Origin of the sequence: Hydrogenophaga sp. BPS33, from assembly GCF_009859475.1 — a bacterium.
GTDB lineage: Bacteria > Pseudomonadota > Gammaproteobacteria > Burkholderiales > Burkholderiaceae_C > Hydrogenophaga.
On record NZ_CP044549.1, the window covers coordinates 3,190,710 to 3,207,793 of the forward strand.

Consider the following 17,084-nt stretch of genomic DNA (forward strand, 5'->3'; position numbering starts at 1 on the left):
CCCACACAAGACCGAACAGGAGAACATTCCATGACCAACGCCGTCATCGTTTCCACCGCCCGCACGCCCCTGGCCAAGAGCTGGAAGGGCGCCTTCAACATGACCCACGGCGCCACGCTCGGCGGCCACGCGGTGCAGCACGCCGTGCAGCGCGCCGGTATCGACGCCGCCGAAGTCGACGACGTCCTCATGGGCTGCGCCAACCCCGAGGGCGCCACGGGGGCCAACATCGCGCGCCAGATCGCGCTGCGCGCGGGCCTGCCCATCACCACCTCGGGCGTCACCGTCAACCGCTTCTGCTCTTCGGGTCTGCAGACCATCGCCATGGCGGCGCAGCGCATCATCGCCAACGAAGGCGACGTGTACGTGGCCGGTGGCGTGGAGAGCATTTCCTGCGTGCAGCAGGAAATGAACACCCACATGCTGGCCGACCCGTGGCTGGTGAAGCACAAGCCCGAGATCTACTGGAACATGCTGCAGACCGCCGAGCAGGTGGCCAAGCGCTACAACATCGGGCGCGACGCCATGGACGAGTACGGCGCGGCCAGCCAGCAGAAGGCCACGGCCGCGCTGGAAGCCGGGCTGTTCAAGGCCGAGATCGCGCCCATCACCGTGACCGCCGGCGTGGCCGACAAAGTCATGGGCCTGACCACGAAGCAGGTGACGGTGGAGAACGACGAAGGCATCCGTGCCGGCACCACCCAGGAAGGCATCAGCGGCATCCGCCCGGCCATGCCTGGTGGGCTGATCTCCGCTGGCAACGCCAGCCAGTTCAGCGATGGTGGTGGAGCCTGCGTGGTGATGAACGAAACCCTGGCCGAGAAGCGCGGCCTCAAACCGCTGGGTCGATTCCTCGGTTTCGCGGTCGCCGGTTGCGAGCCCGATGAAATGGGCATCGGCCCGGTGTTCGCCATTCCCAAGGTGCTCAAGCGCCTGGGGCTGAAGATGGACGACATCGACCTGTGGGAGCTCAACGAAGCCTTTGCGGTGCAGGTGATCTACTGCCGCGACAAGCTGGGCATTCCGGGTGACCGCTTGAACGTCAATGGTGGCGCGATCGCCGTGGGCCACCCCTATGGCGTGTCGGGCCAGCGCCTGACCGGCCACGCGCTGATCGAAGGCAAGCGCCGCGGCGCCAAGCGCGTCTGCGTGACGATGTGCATTGGTGGTGGCATGGGTGCCGCCGGGGTATTCGAAGTGCTCTGACGAGCACGCCCCCCGCGCCGCCTTCGGCGTCACCCCCCTCGGGGGGCGATGCCTAGGACCGGCGGAGCCGGATCCGCGGCATCTCTGGATGGGGTCACGCGCTCCGGCTTCGTGGATTGTTCTGGAAGGGATTCATGTCATTGCGCCCCACGGTCGATTTTCTGCTGTACGAGTGGCTGGATGTGCCGTCGCTGAACGCGCGCGCGCGTTTCGCCGACCACAGCCGCGAGACGTTTGACGCGGTGCTTGACACCTGCGAGCGCATCGCGCGTGAGAAGTACGCGCCGTTCAACCGCGTGGTGGACGCGCAGGAACCGTACGTCGACGGCGACAAGGTGGTGCTCCCCCAGGCCACGCACGACGCGCAGAAAGCCTATGCCGAGAGCGGCATGCTCAGCGCCGCGCAAGACTACGAAGTGGGCGGCATGCAGTTGCCCTACACGGTGGAGGCGGCGGCCAATGCGTTCTTTGCCATGGCCTCGGTCAGCATCGGCAGCGGCATGCTCACCATTGGCAATGCCAACCTGCTGATGGCGCATGGCACCGAGGCGCAGAAGAGGGTGTTTGCCCTCAACGAATTCAGCGGCCGCTTCTCGGGCACGATGTGCCTGTCCGAACCGCAGGCGGGCTCGTCGTTGAGCGACGTGGCCACGCGCGCCGTGCCGGACGGTGCCGATTTCGCCGACGACCCGCTGGGGCCACGTTACCGGCTCAAGGGCAACAAGATGTGGATCTCGGCCGGCGAGCACGAGCTCACCGAAAACATCATCCACCTGGTGCTGGCGAAGATTCCGGACGAGAGTGGCAGGCTGGTGCCCGGCACGCGCGGCATTTCGTTGTTCATCGTGCCGAAGTGGTTGGTGGCGCTCGAAGACCCTCACCCCAACCCTCTCCCGCAGGCGGGAGAGGGAGCAAATGCCCTTCTGTCCGAAGACCGTGCCTTCCCCCCTCTCCCGCTTGCGGGAGAGGGTAGGGGTGAGGGTCTGCGCGTCCAACTGACGCAACGCAACGACGTGGCCCTGGCCGGCCTGAACCACAAGTGCGGCTGGCGCGGCACCACCAACACGCTGCTCAACTTCGGCGAAGGCAGGTACCCCGTGAACGGCGAAGCCGGCGCCGTGGGCTACCTCGTGGGCGAAGCCGGCAAAGGCCTGCACTGCATGTTCCACATGATGAACGAGGCCCGCATCGGCGTGGGCATGGCCGCCACCATGTTGGGCATGGCCGGCTACCACGCCAGCCTGGACTATGCGAAGAACCGCCCACAAGGCCGCCCCATGGGCCCGGGCGGCAAGGACCCGGCCCAGGCACCCGTGCGCATCATCGAACACGCCGACGTCAAGCGCATGCTGCTGGCGCAGAAGGCGTATTGCGAGGGCGCGCTCGCGCTGGAGCTGTACTGCGCCCGACTGGTGGACGAACAGCACACGGGCGACGCCGCCACGGCGGACGACGCGCGGTTGCTGCTCGAAGTGCTCACGCCGATCGCGAAAAGCTGGCCGAGCGAATGGTGCCTGGAAGCCAATTCGCTCGCCATCCAGATCCACGGTGGCTATGGCTACACACGCGACTTCCCGGTGGAGCAGTACTGGCGCGACAACCGCCTGAACATGATCCACGAAGGCACGCACGGCATCCAGGCGATGGACCTGCTGGGCCGCAAGGTGCTGATGGAGGGTGGCAAGGGCCTGAGCCTGCTGGCCGCGCGCATCAATGACACCCTCCAGCGCGCGATCCCCATCCCCGAACTCGCCGCCCACGCCAATGCCCTGGGCCAGGCGCTCGCGCAAGTGGGCAAGGCCACCAAGGCCGCCTGGGCCACAGGCGAGCCCACCGACGCCCTGGCCAACGCCGTGCCGTACATGCAGGCCTTCGGCCACACGGTGCTGGCCTGGATCTGGCTGGACGTGGCCCTGGTCGCACAGGCCGCCCCCGACTCGAACGCGCGCACCGGGCGCCTGGCCGCGATGCGCTATTTTTTCCACTATGAGCTGCCGAAAATCGGCGCCTGGTTGCAGGTGGTGGGCCAGCGCGACCAGACTTGTGCCGACGTTCCCGAAGCCGCTTTCTGAAAAACAGGAGACATGTCCATGACCCGAACCGTGACCCAACTCTTCGACCTCAAGGGCAAAACCGCCTTGATCACCGGTGGCTCGCGCGGCCTGGGCCTGCAGATGGCGCATGCGCTGGGCGAGGCCGGTGCGCGTGTGCTGGTGAGTTCGCGCAAGGCCGAAGACCTGGAGAGCGCGGTGGCCGAATTGCAGGCCGCCAACATCGACGCGCGCTGGATTGCCGCCGACTGCTCGAAGGAAGAAGACATTGCACGCCTGGCCGACGAGAGCCTGCAGCGCCTGGGCGACATCGACATCCTGGTCAACAACGCCGGCGCTGCCTGGGGCGCACCGGCCGAAGACCACCCGGTGGACGCCTGGGACAAGGTCATGAACCTCAACGTGCGCAGCTATTTCCTGCTGAGCCAGGCCATCGCCAAGCGCAGCATGATCGCGCGCAAGTCGGGCCGCATCCTCAACACCGCCTCCATCGCCGGCCTGGGCGGCAATCCCCCGGGCATGCACACCATCGCCTACAACACCTCCAAGGGGGCGGTGATCAACTTCACCCGCGCGCTGGCCGCGGAGTGGGGCCGGTACGGCATCACCGTCAATGCCATCTGCCCGGGCTTCTTCCCGAGCAAGATGACCGTGGGCACCTTGAAGGCCATGGGCGAGGAACAGCTCGCTTCGCACGCGCCGCTGCGCCGCCTGGGCGACGACGAAGACTTGAAGGGCATCACGGTGCTCTATGCGTCCGACGCCGGCAAGCACATCACGGGCCAATGGCTGGCGGTGGACGGTGGTGTCAGCGTGATCACGGGGGGCTGAGCGTGGTCGGCGTCGAGCGGTTATCGTCGACGCCTCAAGACCAATGACCTCTCCTTCGACACCATGGAATTCAGCGTTCACATTCCCTTCGTCCAGCACCTGGGCTTCACCCTGCACAAATTCGAAGGCGGCGAGTCCGAACTGCGCTTCGACCCCAGGGAAGAACACCACAACTCGTTCAGCGTGGTGCACGGCGGCGCGAGCATGACCCTGCTGGATGTGGCCATGGGCCATGCCGCGCGCTCGCTCGAACTCAAGATGGGAGTGGTCACGATCGAAATGAAGACCAGCTTCCCTCGCGCTGCCAAAGGGCCCCTCACGGCGTTGGGCAAGGTTCTGCACCGCACCGCCACCATGGCCTTCACGGAAGGGCGTATCGTGGACGCGTCGGGCCAACTTTGCGCGCACGCCACCGGTACCTTCAAATACGTCCCGCAGTTGCCAGTGGGTTCGCGCAGCACCCAACCTTTGAATCTCATTCCCACCGATTGACCCGGAGAACACCATGCCCACCAACCACCAGATCCTGCTCGACAACCGCCCCGAAGGCGAAGCCACGACCGCCAACTTCAAGCTGGTCACGGCCCAGACGCCGGCGCTCACCGATGGCCAGGTGCTGGTGCGCCACCATTTCCTCAGCCTGGACCCGTACATGCGCGGCCGCATGAACGACAGCAAGAGCTATGCGGCCTCGCAGCCCCTGGGCGAGGTCATGATCGGCGGCACGGTCGGTGAAGTGGCCGAATCGAAACACCCGAAGTACCAGGTCGGCGACAAGGTGGTCGGCATGGGCGGCTGGCAGGAATACAGCGTGGTCGACGCGAACCAGCCCGGCGCACTGCGCAAGGTGGATACCACCCACGTGCCGCTGTCGCACTACCTGGGTGCGGTGGGCATGCCCGGCGTGACGGCCTGGTATGGCCTGGTCAAGATCATCAACCCCAAGGCCGGCGACACCGTGGTGGTGAGCGCGGCCACGGGCGCGGTGGGCAGCGCGTTCGCCGCATTGGCCAAGGCGCGTGGCTGCCGCGCGGTGGGCATCGCCGGCGGACCGGACAAGTGCAAGTACGCGGTGGAAGAGCTCGGTTTCGACGCTTGCATCGACTACAAGTTGCACAAGGACGCGTACTCGCTGGCCAAGGCCCTCAAGGCCGAATGCCCGAACGGCATCGACGGCTACTTCGAGAACGTCGGCGGCATGGTGCTCGACGCCGTGCTGCTGCGCATGAACGCCTTCGGCCGCATCGCCGTCTGCGGCATGATCGCCGGCTACGACGGCCAGCCGTTGCCACTGACCAACCCGGCCTTGATCCTGATCAACCGCTTGAAGATCGAGGGCTTCATCGTCAGCGAGCACATGGAGGTATGGCCCGAAGCGCTCACCGAGCTCGGCACGCTGGTCGGCACGGGCAAACTGCGCCCGCGCGAGACGGTGGCGCAGGGACTTGCATCCGCCCCCGAAGCCTTTTTGGGTTTGCTCAAGGGCAGGAACTTTGGCAAACAACTCGTGAAGTTGATTTGATGCCCTAAAGGAGCGCGCCATGGCCGCTGCCACGCACGAGGTGTTCAACCAGCCCAAGCCGCTGGTGGATGTAAATCTGTTCGACGGCAACCAGGCTCTGCAGGCGGCGTTGAAGTTCAACGCGCCGTCGTTGAACACCGCGCCCCTGCAGGCCTTGGGCGCGGTGGTGGGCAGCGGCGAGATGCAGGTGCATGCGCGGCTGGCCAACGTGCACACCCCGCTGCTCAAGACGCACAACCGTTTTGGCGAGCGCATCGACCAGGTGGAGTTCCACCCGAGCTACCACGCGCTGATGGCGCTGGCGGTGGGCGCGGGTTTGCATGGGGCGGCCTGGGGTGAGGGTGCCACGAATGCGCACCTCCAACGGGCCGCCGGCTTCATGCTCTTCACCGAACTGGAACCCTCGGTTCTGTGCCCCATCTCCATGAGCTACGCGGTCGCGCCCGCGCTCAGGGACAACGCCGCCATCCACCAGGACTGGTCGCCCGGCCTCACCAGCCGTGTCTACGACCCCGTGCTCAAGGTCTGGCGCGACAAGGCCGGTCTCACCATGGGCATGGGCATGACGGAGAAACAAGGCGGCTCCGACGTGCGCGCCAACACCACCCACGCCGAGCCCGCCGGCCGCGACGCCTGGGGCCAGCGCTACGCCGTCACCGGCCACAAGTGGTTCTTCTCGGCGCCCATGTGCGACGCCTTCCTCATCCTCGCGCAGACCGCCAGCGGCCTGAGCTGCCTGTTCCTGCCACGCGTGCTGCCCGATGGCACGCTCAATGCGCTCTACATCCAGCGCCTGAAGGACAAACTCGGCAACAAGGCCAACGCGAGCTCGGAAGTGGAGTTCGTGGGCGCCACCGCCTGGCTGGTCGGCGAGGAAGGCCGCGGCATTCCGCAGATCCTTGCCATGGGCACCATGACGCGGCTCGATTGCGCGCTCGGCACCAGTGGCCTGATGCGCCAGGCACTCTCCATCGCGCTCAACCACACCCGCCAGCGCAAGGCTTTCGGCAAGGCGCTGATCGATCAGCCGCTGATGCAGAACGTGCTGGCCGATCTCGCGCTCGAATCCGAGGCATCCACCGCGCTGGCACTGCGCCTGGCGCACAGCTTCGACCGCATCGACGACCCGCACGAGCAGGTGATGACGCGCCTGCTCACGCCCGTGGCCAAATTCTGGATCTGCAAGCGCGGCAGCCACTTTGCGCAGGAAGCCATGGAATGCCTGGGTGGCAATGGTTATGTGGAAGAGGGCGGCGAAGGCGTGATGGCGCGCATCTACCGCGAGATGCCGCTCAACTCGATCTGGGAAGGCGCGGGCAACATCATGGCGCTGGACCTGCTGCGCGCACTGCGCAAGGCCGACACCGCGGCCGCCCTGGCCCACGAACTCGCCCCCGCGCGCGGCATGCACCGCGCGTTGGACCACCTGGCCGAGCGGCTGCCGCTGCGTGTGGAAGCCATGGCCACCGAAATGGAAGCACGCCGGCTTGCGCAGGACGTGGCGCTGGCGGTGCAGGCCGCGCTGCTGGCGCAGACCGCCCCCGCCGCCGTGTTCAGCGCGTTCTGCGATTCGCGCCTCGACGGTCAATGGGGCCACAGCTTCGGCTCGCTCGGCGCCAGCGTCGATGTCGGTGCCATCATCGAACGCGCTTTGCCGCACTGACATCTTTTCACACCACGATGCCCATGCCCGACCTCATCCTCCATCACTACCCCATGTCGCCGTTCGCCGAGAAGGCGCGGCTGATGCTCGGCCACAAAGGTTTTTCCTGGCAGAGCGTGACCATCCCCAGCGTCATGCCCAAGCCCGATGTGCTCGCGCTTACCGGTGGCTACCGGCGCACGCCCCTCCTGCAGGTCGGCGCCGACATCTATTGCGACACGGCCTTGATCTGCGACGTGCTCGAACACCGCCAGCCCACGCCGCCGCTGTACCCCGAACACCAGAAGGGTGTGGCGCGCGTGCTGGCGCAGTGGGCCGACAGCACCCTGTTCTGGGCCGCCATGGGTTATGCCTTGAGCCCCAAGGGCGCCGCTGCTCTGTTTGCGAAACAAGCACCCGAAGTGGGGCAGGCTTTCGCCGCCGACCGTGCCGCGATGCGCACCGGCATGGTCAACCTGCGCGCGGGCGACGCCACCGCCGCCTTGCGCAGTTACCTGCGCCGCCTCTCCACCATGGTCGAGGAACAACCCTACTTGCTCGGCCAGGCGCCCTGCGTGGCCGACTTCGCGGCCTACCACCCCTTGTGGTTCATCCGCGTGATCAACCCTGCCATGGCGGGCATTCTCGAGGCCACGCCCCACGTGACCGAGTGGCTGGACCGCATGGCGGCCATCGGCCATGGCACGTCGTCCAAGATCACGTCCACCGATGCCATTGCCGTTGCCGCCGCCGCGCAGCCCGCGCCGCTGGCCGATGACGCGTTCCAGGACGAGCACGGCATCGACCTGGGCAGCCGTGTCACCGTGGCGGCCGAAGTCTTCGGCCAGGAGCCCACCGAAGGCATCCTGCGCGCGGCCACGCGCACCCGCTACACGCTGGAGCGCACCGACGCGCGGGCAGGGCGGCTGCACGTGCATTTCCCGCGCATCGGCTATGTGCTGAGGGAAGTGCGCGCTTGAGCTCGCCTGCGATCGCCTGGCGTTGCCTGCCTTTCGATGCCCTGCATGCCCGCACGCTCTACGCCTTGCTGCAACTGCGCACCGAGGTCTTCGTGATGGAGCAGACCTGTCTGTTCCAGGACATGGACGGCGCCGACGCCTTGTGTTTTCATCTGCTGGGCGAGCGCGCGGACCAGCTCATCGCCTACGCCCGCCTGGTTCCCGCTGGCCTGAAATTCCGCGAGGCCAGCATTGGGCGCGTGGTGACCTTTCCGGGCGCGCGAGGCGGCGGCCTGGGCCACGTGCTCATGCGCGAAGCCGTGCGGTCGCTGCACGGCCTGTGGGGCGCGCAGCCCATCCGCATCGGCGCGCAGGCGCGGCTGCAAGCGTTCTACCAACAACATGGTTTCGAGCCTGACGGTGCGCTCTACGTCGAAGATGGCATCGACCACATCGAAATGCTCAAGCGATAAGGAGACCCACATGATCCAAGACTTCCAAGGCAAGACCGCAGTGCTCACCGGCGCAGGCTCGGGTTTCGGCCTCGAATGGGCGCGCATCGGCGCGCAACGCGGCATGAACCTGGTGCTGGTGGACGTGCAGCAGGACGCGCTGGACAAGGCCACCGCCGAGATGGAGGCCACCGGCGTGCCGGTGCTCGCGCGGCGGGTCGATGTGTCCAGCCAGGCGCAGATGGAGGCGCTGGCCGCTGAGGTGCAGCAGCGGTTTGGCGCGCCGCATTTCGTCTTCAACAACGCGGGCGTGGGCTCCGCGGGCCTGATCTGGGAGAACTCGGTGCGCGACTGGGAGTGGGTGCTGGGCGTGAACGTGTGGGGCGTGATCCATGGCGTGCGCCTGTTCACCCCCATGATGCTCGCCGCCGCGAAGCAGGACCCGGCGTGGCGCGGCCACATCGTCAACACCGCCAGCATGGCCGGCCTGCTCACGCCGCCCAACATGGGCATCTACAACGTCAGCAAGCACGCGGTGGTGAGCCTGACCGAGACGCTCTACCAGGACCTGAAGCTGGTGAGCGACCAGGTCAGCGCCAGCGTGTTGTGCCCGTACTTCGTGCCCACCGGCATCAACGCCAGCCACCGCAACCGCCCGGCCGCAATGGCCGATGAAAAGCCCACGTCAAGCCAGCTGATCGGGCAGGCCATGACCGACAAGGCCGTGGGCTCGGGCAAGGTCACGGCCGCCGAGGTGGCGCAGCGTGTGTTCGACGCGATCAGCGCAGACCAGTTCTACATCTTCAGCCACCCGCGCGCGCTGGGCAACGTGCGCTCGCGCATGGAAGGCATCGTCAACCAAAGCAACCCGGCCGACCCCTTCCTGGAGCGGCCCGAGATCGGTGCAAGCCTGCGGGCGGCGCTGCGCGCGGGCTGACCATGAGAGAGGGCGGCCACACGCTGTTTCCCACCGCCATCGGCACCTGCGGCATCGCCTGGGGGCCGGCTGGCGTGGTGGCGGTGCAGTTGCCCGAAGCCGACGCGCCGCGCACCCGCGCACGCCTGCTCAAGGGCTTGCCACCGCTGCCGGCCGTGGACCAGCCGCCTGCCGCGGTGCAGGCGGCCATCGCTGGCGTGCAGGCCTTGCTCAAGGGCGAGGCGCGAGACTTGCTGGAGATCGAACTCGACATGGCCAAGCTCACGCCGTTTCAGCGCCAGGTCTACGCCATCGCCCGCGCCATCCCGCCGGGCCAGACCCGCACCTACGGTGAGATCGCGCGCGAACTCGGCGACGTGGGTTTGTCCCGCGCGGTGGGCCAGGCCATGGGGCACAACCCGTTCGCACCCATCGTGCCGTGCCACCGCGTGTTGGCGGCGGGTAACCGGCCCGGTGGTTTTTCCGCGGGGGGTGGAGCGGTCACCAAGCTGCGCATGCTGGCGATCGAGGGCGCGCTCGAGCCGGATCTGTTCGACGGAGAAGGTCGGTGATCACCGCCACCGAACTGCTCTCAGGCGCTGTTCGGGTGGTCGATTACCGCTGCAGCGCCGGCCCCGTCGAGCGGCCGTTCACCGAACTGCACGAAGGGCACTCGATCTCGTACGTGCGCAAGGGAACCTTCGGCTACCGGGCGCGTGGAGCCTCCTACGAACTGGTGGCCGGCTCGGTGCTGGTGGGCCACCCCGGCGACGAGTTCATGTGCACGCACGACCACCACGTCTGCGGCGACGAATGCCTCGCGTTTCACCTCTCCCCCGGTTTCGTGGAACTGCTGGGTGGCGACAAGGCCACCTGGCGCACGTGCGGTCTGCCGCCGTTGCCAGAGCTCATGGTGTTGGGGGAGCTCGCGCAGGCCGTGGCCAGTGGCCGCCACGATGCCGGCCTGGACGAAGTCGGCCTGTGCTTCGCGTCCCGTTTCGTCGCGGTCGTGACGGGTCGTCAACTGGCGCCACAAACGGCGGCCGAGCGCGACCGCCGCCGGGCCGTGGAGGCCGCGATGTGGATCGCCGCCCATTCGCACGAAGACATCGACCTGGACCGCGCGGCCAGCGAAGCCGCCTTGAGCCCGTTTCACTTTCTGAGGCTGTTCTCGCGTGTGCTCGGCGTCACGCCACACCAATACCTGGTGCGCTCGCGGTTGCGGCACGCAGCGTCGCTGCTGGCCGACAGCGACCGGCCCGTGACCGAGGTGGCGCTGGAGGTGGGTTTTGCCGACCTGAGCAACTTCGTGCGCACCTTCCACCGCGCGGCCGGCGTTGCGCCGGGCGGCTTTCGCCAGGCCGCGCGAACCGGCGCGAAACAAGACCGCAAGATTCTCCAAGACCGCGTGACGGCCCTGATCGACGATGGACGCCTCATCCACCCATGAACAGGACACACACCATGGCCACCATCGTCAAAGAATTCGTCGTAGAAGCGCGCCTGGAGCAGGTCTGGGACGCGTTGCGCGACTTCCATGCCGTGCACCAGCGCCTGGCGCCCGGCTTCGTCAGCGACTGCCGCGCCGAGGAAGGCGCGCGCGTCGTGACCTTCGCCAACGGCATGGTCGCGCGCGAGCTGTTCGTGGGACTGGACGAGCAGACCCATCGCCTGAGCTACAGTGCCGTCGGCGAGCCACTGGGGCACCACAACGCGTCGGCGCAACTGTTCGCCGAAGGTCCGCAGCGCACGCGCTTCGTGTGGGTCACCGATGTGCTGCCCAACCGGATGGCCGGCTTCATCGACACCATGATGGAGCAAGGCGCCGCCACGATGAAGCGCACGCTGGAGGCCCAAGACTGATGGGGCTTCTTGAAGCCAAAAGCCTCCTGTGCACAGGGGGTTCGAGCGGTCACGGCGCACGCCGGTGGGTGCATCTGCACAATGCAGCACAGAGAGCGTGGCGAACACCATTGTGTCGCCACGCTCGGGGTGCCCGCAGGCACCCGCGCTGCCATCGCCGCGCAACCCGTTTGTCGCCATAACAATGAAAGGAAATGAGGAATGGCCAACCACAAACTGAACACACCGCTCACACGAGCACCCGAGGGAGGAGGGCGCTGGCCGCTGATCCTGTTCGGTGTCGTGCTGCTGCTCATCGGCCTGGTGCTCGCCGTAGGCGGCGTGCGCCTGGCCACCCTCGGTGGCTCCTGGTACTACCTCATCACCGGCGTGACGCTGGTGGTCAGCGGCTTGCTTTACGCCACGCGCCGCATGGCCGGCTTCTGGCTCTTCGCTGCGGCCTTCTTCGGCACGGTGGTGTGGTCGCTGGCCGAAGTGGGGCTGGATTTCTGGCCGCTGGTGCCACGGCTTGCCCCGATGCTGGTGCTCGCGCTGCTGGCCTTTCTGGTGCTGCCGCGCCTGTCGTTCGGACGCACGCGCGCGCCCGCCTGGGGAGGCGCACTGGTCATGGCCGTGTTGCTGATCGCCGGCGGCGCAGCCATGTTCGTGCCTCACGGTGTGATCGAAGGTTCGGCGAGCGCCAGCGCGGGCGCCGCGCCCACGGCGAGCGGCGAATCGCGCTGGCAGTACTACGGCCGCACCCCCAGCGGCACGCGCTACGCGCCGTTCGCGCAGATCAACACCTCCAACGTCAACCAGTTGGAAGAGGCCTGGACCTTCCGCACCGGCGACATCGCCGGCCCGGGTTCTGAGAACCAGAACACGCCCACGCAGATCGGCGACACGCTGTACGTGTGCACGCCGCACAGCCAGGTGATCGCGCTCGATGCCGATACCGGCGAACAGAAATGGAAGTTCGACCCCAAGGCCGATGCCAAGATCTGGAACCGTTGCCGTGGCGTGGCTTACTACGAACCGTCGACCGTGACCGCCCGCATCGGCGACGTGCCGGCTTCCCCGCCGGCACAGGCCTGCGCACAACGCATCGTGCTCACCACGGTGGACGCGCGCATGATCCAGCTCGACGCCAAGACCGGCGAACCCTGCGCCGGCTTCGGCAACGGTGGCACCGTCGACCTGAAACAAGGCATGGGCGAAGTCAAGCCGCTGTATTACTTCCAGACCTCCATGCCCACCGTGGTGCGCAACGTGGTGGTAGTCGGCGGCTGGGTGTTCGATGGCCGTGAGATCGACGAGCCTTCGGGCGTGGTGCGCGCCTTCAGCGCCGACACCGGCGAACTGGTCTGGGCCTGGGACCTGGGCAATCCGAACATCACCAAGCTGCCGCCACCCGGCGAGAGCTACACCCGCAGCACGCCCAACGTGTGGTCCACGCCCGCGTTCGACGACGAACTGGGCCTGATCTACCTGCCCACCGGCAACAACCCGCCCGACTTCTGGGGTGCGCAGCGCTCCAAGGCCTCGGAGGCATATTCGTCGTCCATCGTGGCGGTGGATGTGACCACCGGCAAGGAACGCTGGAAGTTCCAGACCGTGCACCACGACATCTGGGACTACGACGTGCCCGCGCAGCCCGCGCTGTACGACGTGCCCGATGGACAGGGCGGCAAGGTGCCCGCGCTGATCCAGATCACCAAGCGCGGCCAGATCTTCATGCTCGACCGCCGCGACGGCAAACCCATTGCCGAGGTGAAGGAGCTGCCCGTGCCGCAAGGCGGACAGGAAGGCGACTGGACCAGCAAGACCCAGCCTTACTCGGTGGGCATGCCCGCCATCGGCACCGAGCCGCTGTCCGAAGCCCGCATGTGGGGCGCGACCTGGTTCGACCAGCTGGCTTGCCGCATCGCCTTCAAGCAACTGCGGTACGAAGGCGAGTTCACGCCGCCCACGACCACGCCCAGCCTGATCTACCCCGGCTACTACGGTGGCATGAACTGGGGCAGCGCCTCGATCGACGAGCACAACGGCATCCTGGTGGTGAACGACATCCGCATGCCGCAGCTGGTGCGCCTGGTGCCGCGCGCGGACGTGGACGACAAGAAGATCACGCTCAGCCACGGCGTGGGCATGCACCCGCAGGCGGGCACGCCTTACGCCATCACGCAGCAGGCCTTCAACTCGCCGCTGGGCATTCCCTGCCACGCGCCGGCCTGGGGCACCGTGACCGGCATCGACCTCAAGACCCGGCAGATCGTCTGGCAGCGCCCGGCCGGCACGGTCGAAGATGCCGTGGTGAGCGGCGTAAAGGCCGGCGTGCCGGTGCCGCTGGGCATGCCCACCCTGGGTGGCCCGATCACCACCGCTGGCGGCCTGACGTTCTACGGTGGCACGCAGGACTACTACCTGCGCGCCTACGACACGCTGAGCGGCAAGGAGCTCTGGAAAGGCCGCATGCCCGTGGGCGGCCAGGCCACGCCCATGAGCTACGTGTCGCCCAAGAGCGGCCAGCAGTACGTGGTGATGTCGGCCGGCGGTTCGCGCCAGTCGCCCGACCGGGGTGACTACGTCATCGCCTACCGGCTCAAGCGCTGAGCGTCTCACCCGCACCGCGCGCCGTGCAGCAGCCTTCCCGCCGCGAAGCGCTGCCCGACGTGCTGCGCGCGCTGGCGCTGGTATCGGTGCTGGTCGTCAACGCCGTGGGTTACGCGGTGGCGCCCTATGGTTCGCCGCTGGGACTGCGCACCCCGCCCGACAGCACCTGGGCGGCGCTGACCCAGGGCCTGGTCGCGGCCGTGCTGCAGGGCAAGGGCTACACCTTGCTGGCGTTCGTGTTCGGCATGTCGCTGTGGTTGGCGGCGCGCGGGCGCTCCAGGCCCGACGCGCTGCGCCGAGGCCAGGTGCGCAACCAGCGCCTGCTGGGCCTGGGCGTCGTCCACGGTGTCTTCATCTATTTCGGTGACATCCTGACGATGTACGCCCTGGTCGGGCGCACGCTCCTGGCGCGGCTGCACATGCCCTGGAGCCGGCTGCGGCGCCACTTCCGGCGCGCGCTGGTCTGGGCCGTGCTGGCCAAGGCGGGACTGCTGACGCTCATGTTCGTGTGGTTGCCCGAGCGCACCGATATTGCAGACGGATCCTCGCTGTCGACCGTGCAGGGCGCCTGGTCGTTTCTGAAACTCAACGCCAGCAACTACCTGGCCAACCAGGTGGTGGCGCTCGTGTTCCTCGGGCCGGTGTTGTACCTGTGCATGCTGGCGGGTGTCGCCGCGGCACGCTTGCGGCTCCTGACGCACCCGCGCTGGCGCGCGGCGCTGCGCCGTTTCCTGCGTCGGTTCGGCCTGCCCGTGCTGGCGTTGACTGCCGTGTACGGATGTGGTGTTGCATGGACCGCCCCGACCGCGGTGCTCAACCCCTGGCTGGAGGCGCTGGGCGATGTGAGCGCCATTCCTGTGGCGGCCGTGTATGTCGCGGCCTTGGCGCTGGCCAGCTCGGGAGGACAGGCGCGCTGGTGCCATGGGCTGGTGCCACTGGGTCGGCGAACGCTGAGCTTGTATGTCGGGCACAGCGCGCTGTGCCTGGCCCTGTTTTCCGGTGTGGGCCTGGCGTGGTTGCCCACCACCGCACAGACGGTGCTGTTGTCGCTGGGCTTGTGGGGCCTGGCTTGGGCCGTGGCCAGGCGCAGTGGTGACCGGCGCTGGCCGCTGGAAGCGTGGATGGCGCGGCGCTGAACGCCAAGTTGCTCGCCAGGTGGCTCGCCGGGCTGCGGGTCGGACAGATCAGGCGTCCGCGCCGCCCTGCTGGTCGGCCAGCGTCCGCCCCATCACCAGCGCGCGCCCAGCGAACATGCCGCCCGTGGCTTCCAGGGCCATGCGCTCCGCATCGCGCTGGCGCAGATCGTCCATGATCGCGTCTGCTTCGGCTTCGTCCGCCCCCATGGTCAGCACGGCCTGGCGGCCCATGGCCATGGCCGACTCGAAGGTCTCGCGCACGATGTAGCCCACGTCGGCCTTGCGCAGCTCCAGGATGTGTTCGCGGTCGAACGCCCGCACCAGCAGTTGCGCCTGGGGGAAGTCGGTCCTGGCCAGTTCGGCCACCCGGGTGGCGGCTTCCTTGTTGTCGATGCAGACCAGAATGGCCTGCGCCGAATGCGCGCCCGCGGCGTGCAGCACATCGGCGCGGCAGCCGTCGCCGTAGTAGACCTTGAAGCCATAGGCCTCGGCGTCGCGGATCATCTGCACGTTGTTGTCGATGATGGTGATGCTCGCGCCACGCGCGATCACGCCCTGGCTGGCGATCTGCCCGAAGCGCCCGAAGCCGATCACCAGCACGCTGGCGTTCTGGTGGCCATCCACCGCTTCGATGCCGTCCATCGACACCCCGGCCTTGGGCGCGAGCCGCTGGTGCACCAGCACCACCAGCGGCGTGAGCGCCATGGACAGCACCACGATGGCCGTCATGTTGGCGTTGACCACCGGGTCGATCACGCGCGCGCCCAGCGCGGCGGCAAACAACACGAACGCGAACTCACCGCCTTGCGCCATGAGCACCGCGCGGTCCAGTGCGTCGGTGTGCGAGCTTCGCGCAAACCGCGCCACGCCGTAGATACACAAAGCCTTCACCACCATCATGGCCAGCACGCCGCCCACGATCAGCGGCCAGTTGCGCGCGACCACGGCCAAGTCCAGCGACATGCCCACGCTCAGGAAGAAGAGGCCGAGCAGCAGACCGCGGAAGGGTTCGATGTCGGCTTCCAGCTGGTGCCGGAAGGTCGATTCGGAGAGCAGCACGCCCGCGAGGAACGCGCCCATGGCCATCGACAAACCGCCCAACTGCATCAGCAGCGCCGCGCCCAGCACCACCAGCAGGGCGGCGGCGGTCATGACCTCGCGCGCCTTGGCATTGGCCAGGATGCGAAACAGCGGGTTGAGCAGCCACACCCCGGCGGCCACCAGCGCGACCAGAGCGCCCAGCGCCAGGCCGATGCTGGCCCAGCGCGAACCCTGCGCCGCCACCGCGCCGCCCACATCGGCCGGGGCGATGAAGGCCACCACCGCCAGCAAGGGCACGATCAACAGGTCTTCAAACAACAGGATGGCCACGATCTTCTGCCCGCGTGGCTGGGCAATGTCGCCGCGCTCGCCGAGCAACTGCATGACCACGGCGGTGGAGGTGAGCACGAAACCCATGGCGCTGACGAAGGACACGCCCAGGGGAAAACCGAACGCCAGACCGACGGCCGTGAGCAGCAGGCCACACACCACCACCTGCAGGCTGCCCAGGCCGAAGATGGCGCGGCGCAGGCTCCAGAGGTGCGAGGGTTGCATCTCCAGCCCGATCACGAACAGGTACATCACCACGCCCAGCTCGGCGGTGTGCAGGATGGTGGCCGGGTCGCTGATGAGGCCCATGCCGAAAGGCCCGATGGCCAGGCCGGCGGCCAGATAGCCCAGCACCGAGCCCAGCCCCAGGCGCTTGAACAGAGGCACGGCCACCACGGCGGCGCCCAGCAAGGTCACGACTTTGAGCAGATCGCCTGCGCTGCCTTCTACGGCCATGGGATTCTCCGGGTGAAAAGAAGAGGGAAGAAGAGGGAGGGGGAAAGGCGAAATTGTGACGTACGCGAAGATCGCGCCAGGCCCGAC

The 17,084-nt window shown here is 67.6% G+C and carries 15 protein-coding genes; 14 read left to right on the plus strand and 1 reads right to left on the minus strand.

Annotated features, from left to right (window positions below; genetic code table 11):
• Positions 1-30 precede the first annotated feature (30 nt).
• From F9K07_RS14685 to F9K07_RS14750, 14 genes are all read left to right on the plus strand, one after another.
• On the plus strand, positions 31-1,206 hold the full coding sequence (locus F9K07_RS14685; protein ID WP_159594137.1) for an acetyl-CoA C-acyltransferase: 1,176 nt from the start codon (positions 31-33) through the stop codon (positions 1,204-1,206).
• A gap of 134 nt (positions 1,207-1,340) precedes the next feature.
• Complete coding sequence (locus tag F9K07_RS14690; RefSeq protein WP_159594138.1) at positions 1,341-3,278, plus strand: acyl-CoA dehydrogenase; 1,938 nt, start codon at positions 1,341-1,343, stop codon at positions 3,276-3,278.
• Between the two features lie 18 nt (positions 3,279-3,296).
• Positions 3,297-4,088, plus strand: coding sequence for an SDR family oxidoreductase (locus F9K07_RS14695; RefSeq protein WP_159594139.1), 792 nt, complete (start codon positions 3,297-3,299; stop codon positions 4,086-4,088).
• 63 nt (positions 4,089-4,151) lie between these two features.
• The gene (locus F9K07_RS14700) at positions 4,152-4,580 is read left to right on the plus strand and encodes a PaaI family thioesterase (RefSeq protein WP_159594140.1); all 429 of its coding nucleotides are present in this window, start codon (positions 4,152-4,154) and stop codon (positions 4,578-4,580) included.
• 13 nt (positions 4,581-4,593) lie between these two features.
• Positions 4,594-5,610 (plus strand): NADP-dependent oxidoreductase, encoded by a 1,017-nt coding sequence (locus F9K07_RS14705; RefSeq protein WP_159594141.1) that lies wholly within the window; start codon positions 4,594-4,596, stop codon positions 5,608-5,610.
• 19 nt (positions 5,611-5,629) lie between these two features.
• The gene (locus F9K07_RS14710; RefSeq protein ID WP_159594142.1) at positions 5,630-7,273 is read left to right on the plus strand and encodes an isovaleryl-CoA dehydrogenase; all 1,644 of its coding nucleotides are present in this window, start codon (positions 5,630-5,632) and stop codon (positions 7,271-7,273) included.
• A 23-nt stretch (positions 7,274-7,296) separates the two neighbouring features.
• Positions 7,297-8,232, plus strand: coding sequence for a glutathione S-transferase family protein (locus F9K07_RS14715; RefSeq protein WP_159594143.1), 936 nt, complete (start codon positions 7,297-7,299; stop codon positions 8,230-8,232).
• Complete coding sequence (locus F9K07_RS14720) at positions 8,229-8,684, plus strand: GNAT family N-acetyltransferase (RefSeq protein WP_236581254.1); 456 nt, start codon at positions 8,229-8,231, stop codon at positions 8,682-8,684. The genes F9K07_RS14715 and F9K07_RS14720 overlap by 4 nt, the downstream gene beginning before the upstream one ends.
• A gap of 10 nt (positions 8,685-8,694) precedes the next feature.
• Positions 8,695-9,600, plus strand: a complete 906-nt coding sequence (locus tag F9K07_RS14725) for an SDR family oxidoreductase (protein WP_159594144.1) — start codon at positions 8,695-8,697, stop codon at positions 9,598-9,600.
• Positions 9,601-9,602: 2 nt separating this feature from the next.
• The gene (locus F9K07_RS14730; protein ID WP_159594145.1) at positions 9,603-10,151 is read left to right on the plus strand and encodes a methylated-DNA--[protein]-cysteine S-methyltransferase; all 549 of its coding nucleotides are present in this window, start codon (positions 9,603-9,605) and stop codon (positions 10,149-10,151) included.
• Positions 10,148-11,029 (plus strand): AraC family transcriptional regulator, encoded by an 882-nt coding sequence (locus tag F9K07_RS14735; RefSeq protein ID WP_159594146.1) that lies wholly within the window; start codon positions 10,148-10,150, stop codon positions 11,027-11,029. Before F9K07_RS14730 ends, F9K07_RS14735 begins: the two co-directional genes overlap by 4 nt.
• A gap of 14 nt (positions 11,030-11,043) precedes the next feature.
• Positions 11,044-11,442 carry an SRPBCC family protein gene (locus F9K07_RS14740; RefSeq protein ID WP_159594147.1) on the plus strand — a complete coding sequence of 133 codons (399 nt, stop codon included), beginning with the start codon at positions 11,044-11,046 and terminating at the stop codon, positions 11,440-11,442.
• 201 nt (positions 11,443-11,643) lie between these two features.
• A complete protein-coding gene (locus tag F9K07_RS14745; protein ID WP_159594148.1) occupies positions 11,644-14,034 on the plus strand; it encodes a membrane-bound PQQ-dependent dehydrogenase, glucose/quinate/shikimate family in 2,391 nt (796 codons plus the stop codon).
• Between the two features lie 23 nt (positions 14,035-14,057).
• Positions 14,058-15,170, plus strand: coding sequence for a DUF418 domain-containing protein (locus F9K07_RS14750; protein ID WP_159594149.1), 1,113 nt, complete (start codon positions 14,058-14,060; stop codon positions 15,168-15,170).
• A 48-nt stretch (positions 15,171-15,218) separates the two neighbouring features.
• Here F9K07_RS14750 and F9K07_RS14755 read toward each other — a convergent pair whose 3' ends face one another.
• On the minus strand, positions 15,219-16,997 hold the full coding sequence (locus F9K07_RS14755; protein WP_159594150.1) for a monovalent cation:proton antiporter-2 (CPA2) family protein: 1,779 nt from the start codon (positions 16,995-16,997) through the stop codon (positions 15,219-15,221).
• Positions 16,998-17,084 lie beyond the last annotated feature (87 nt).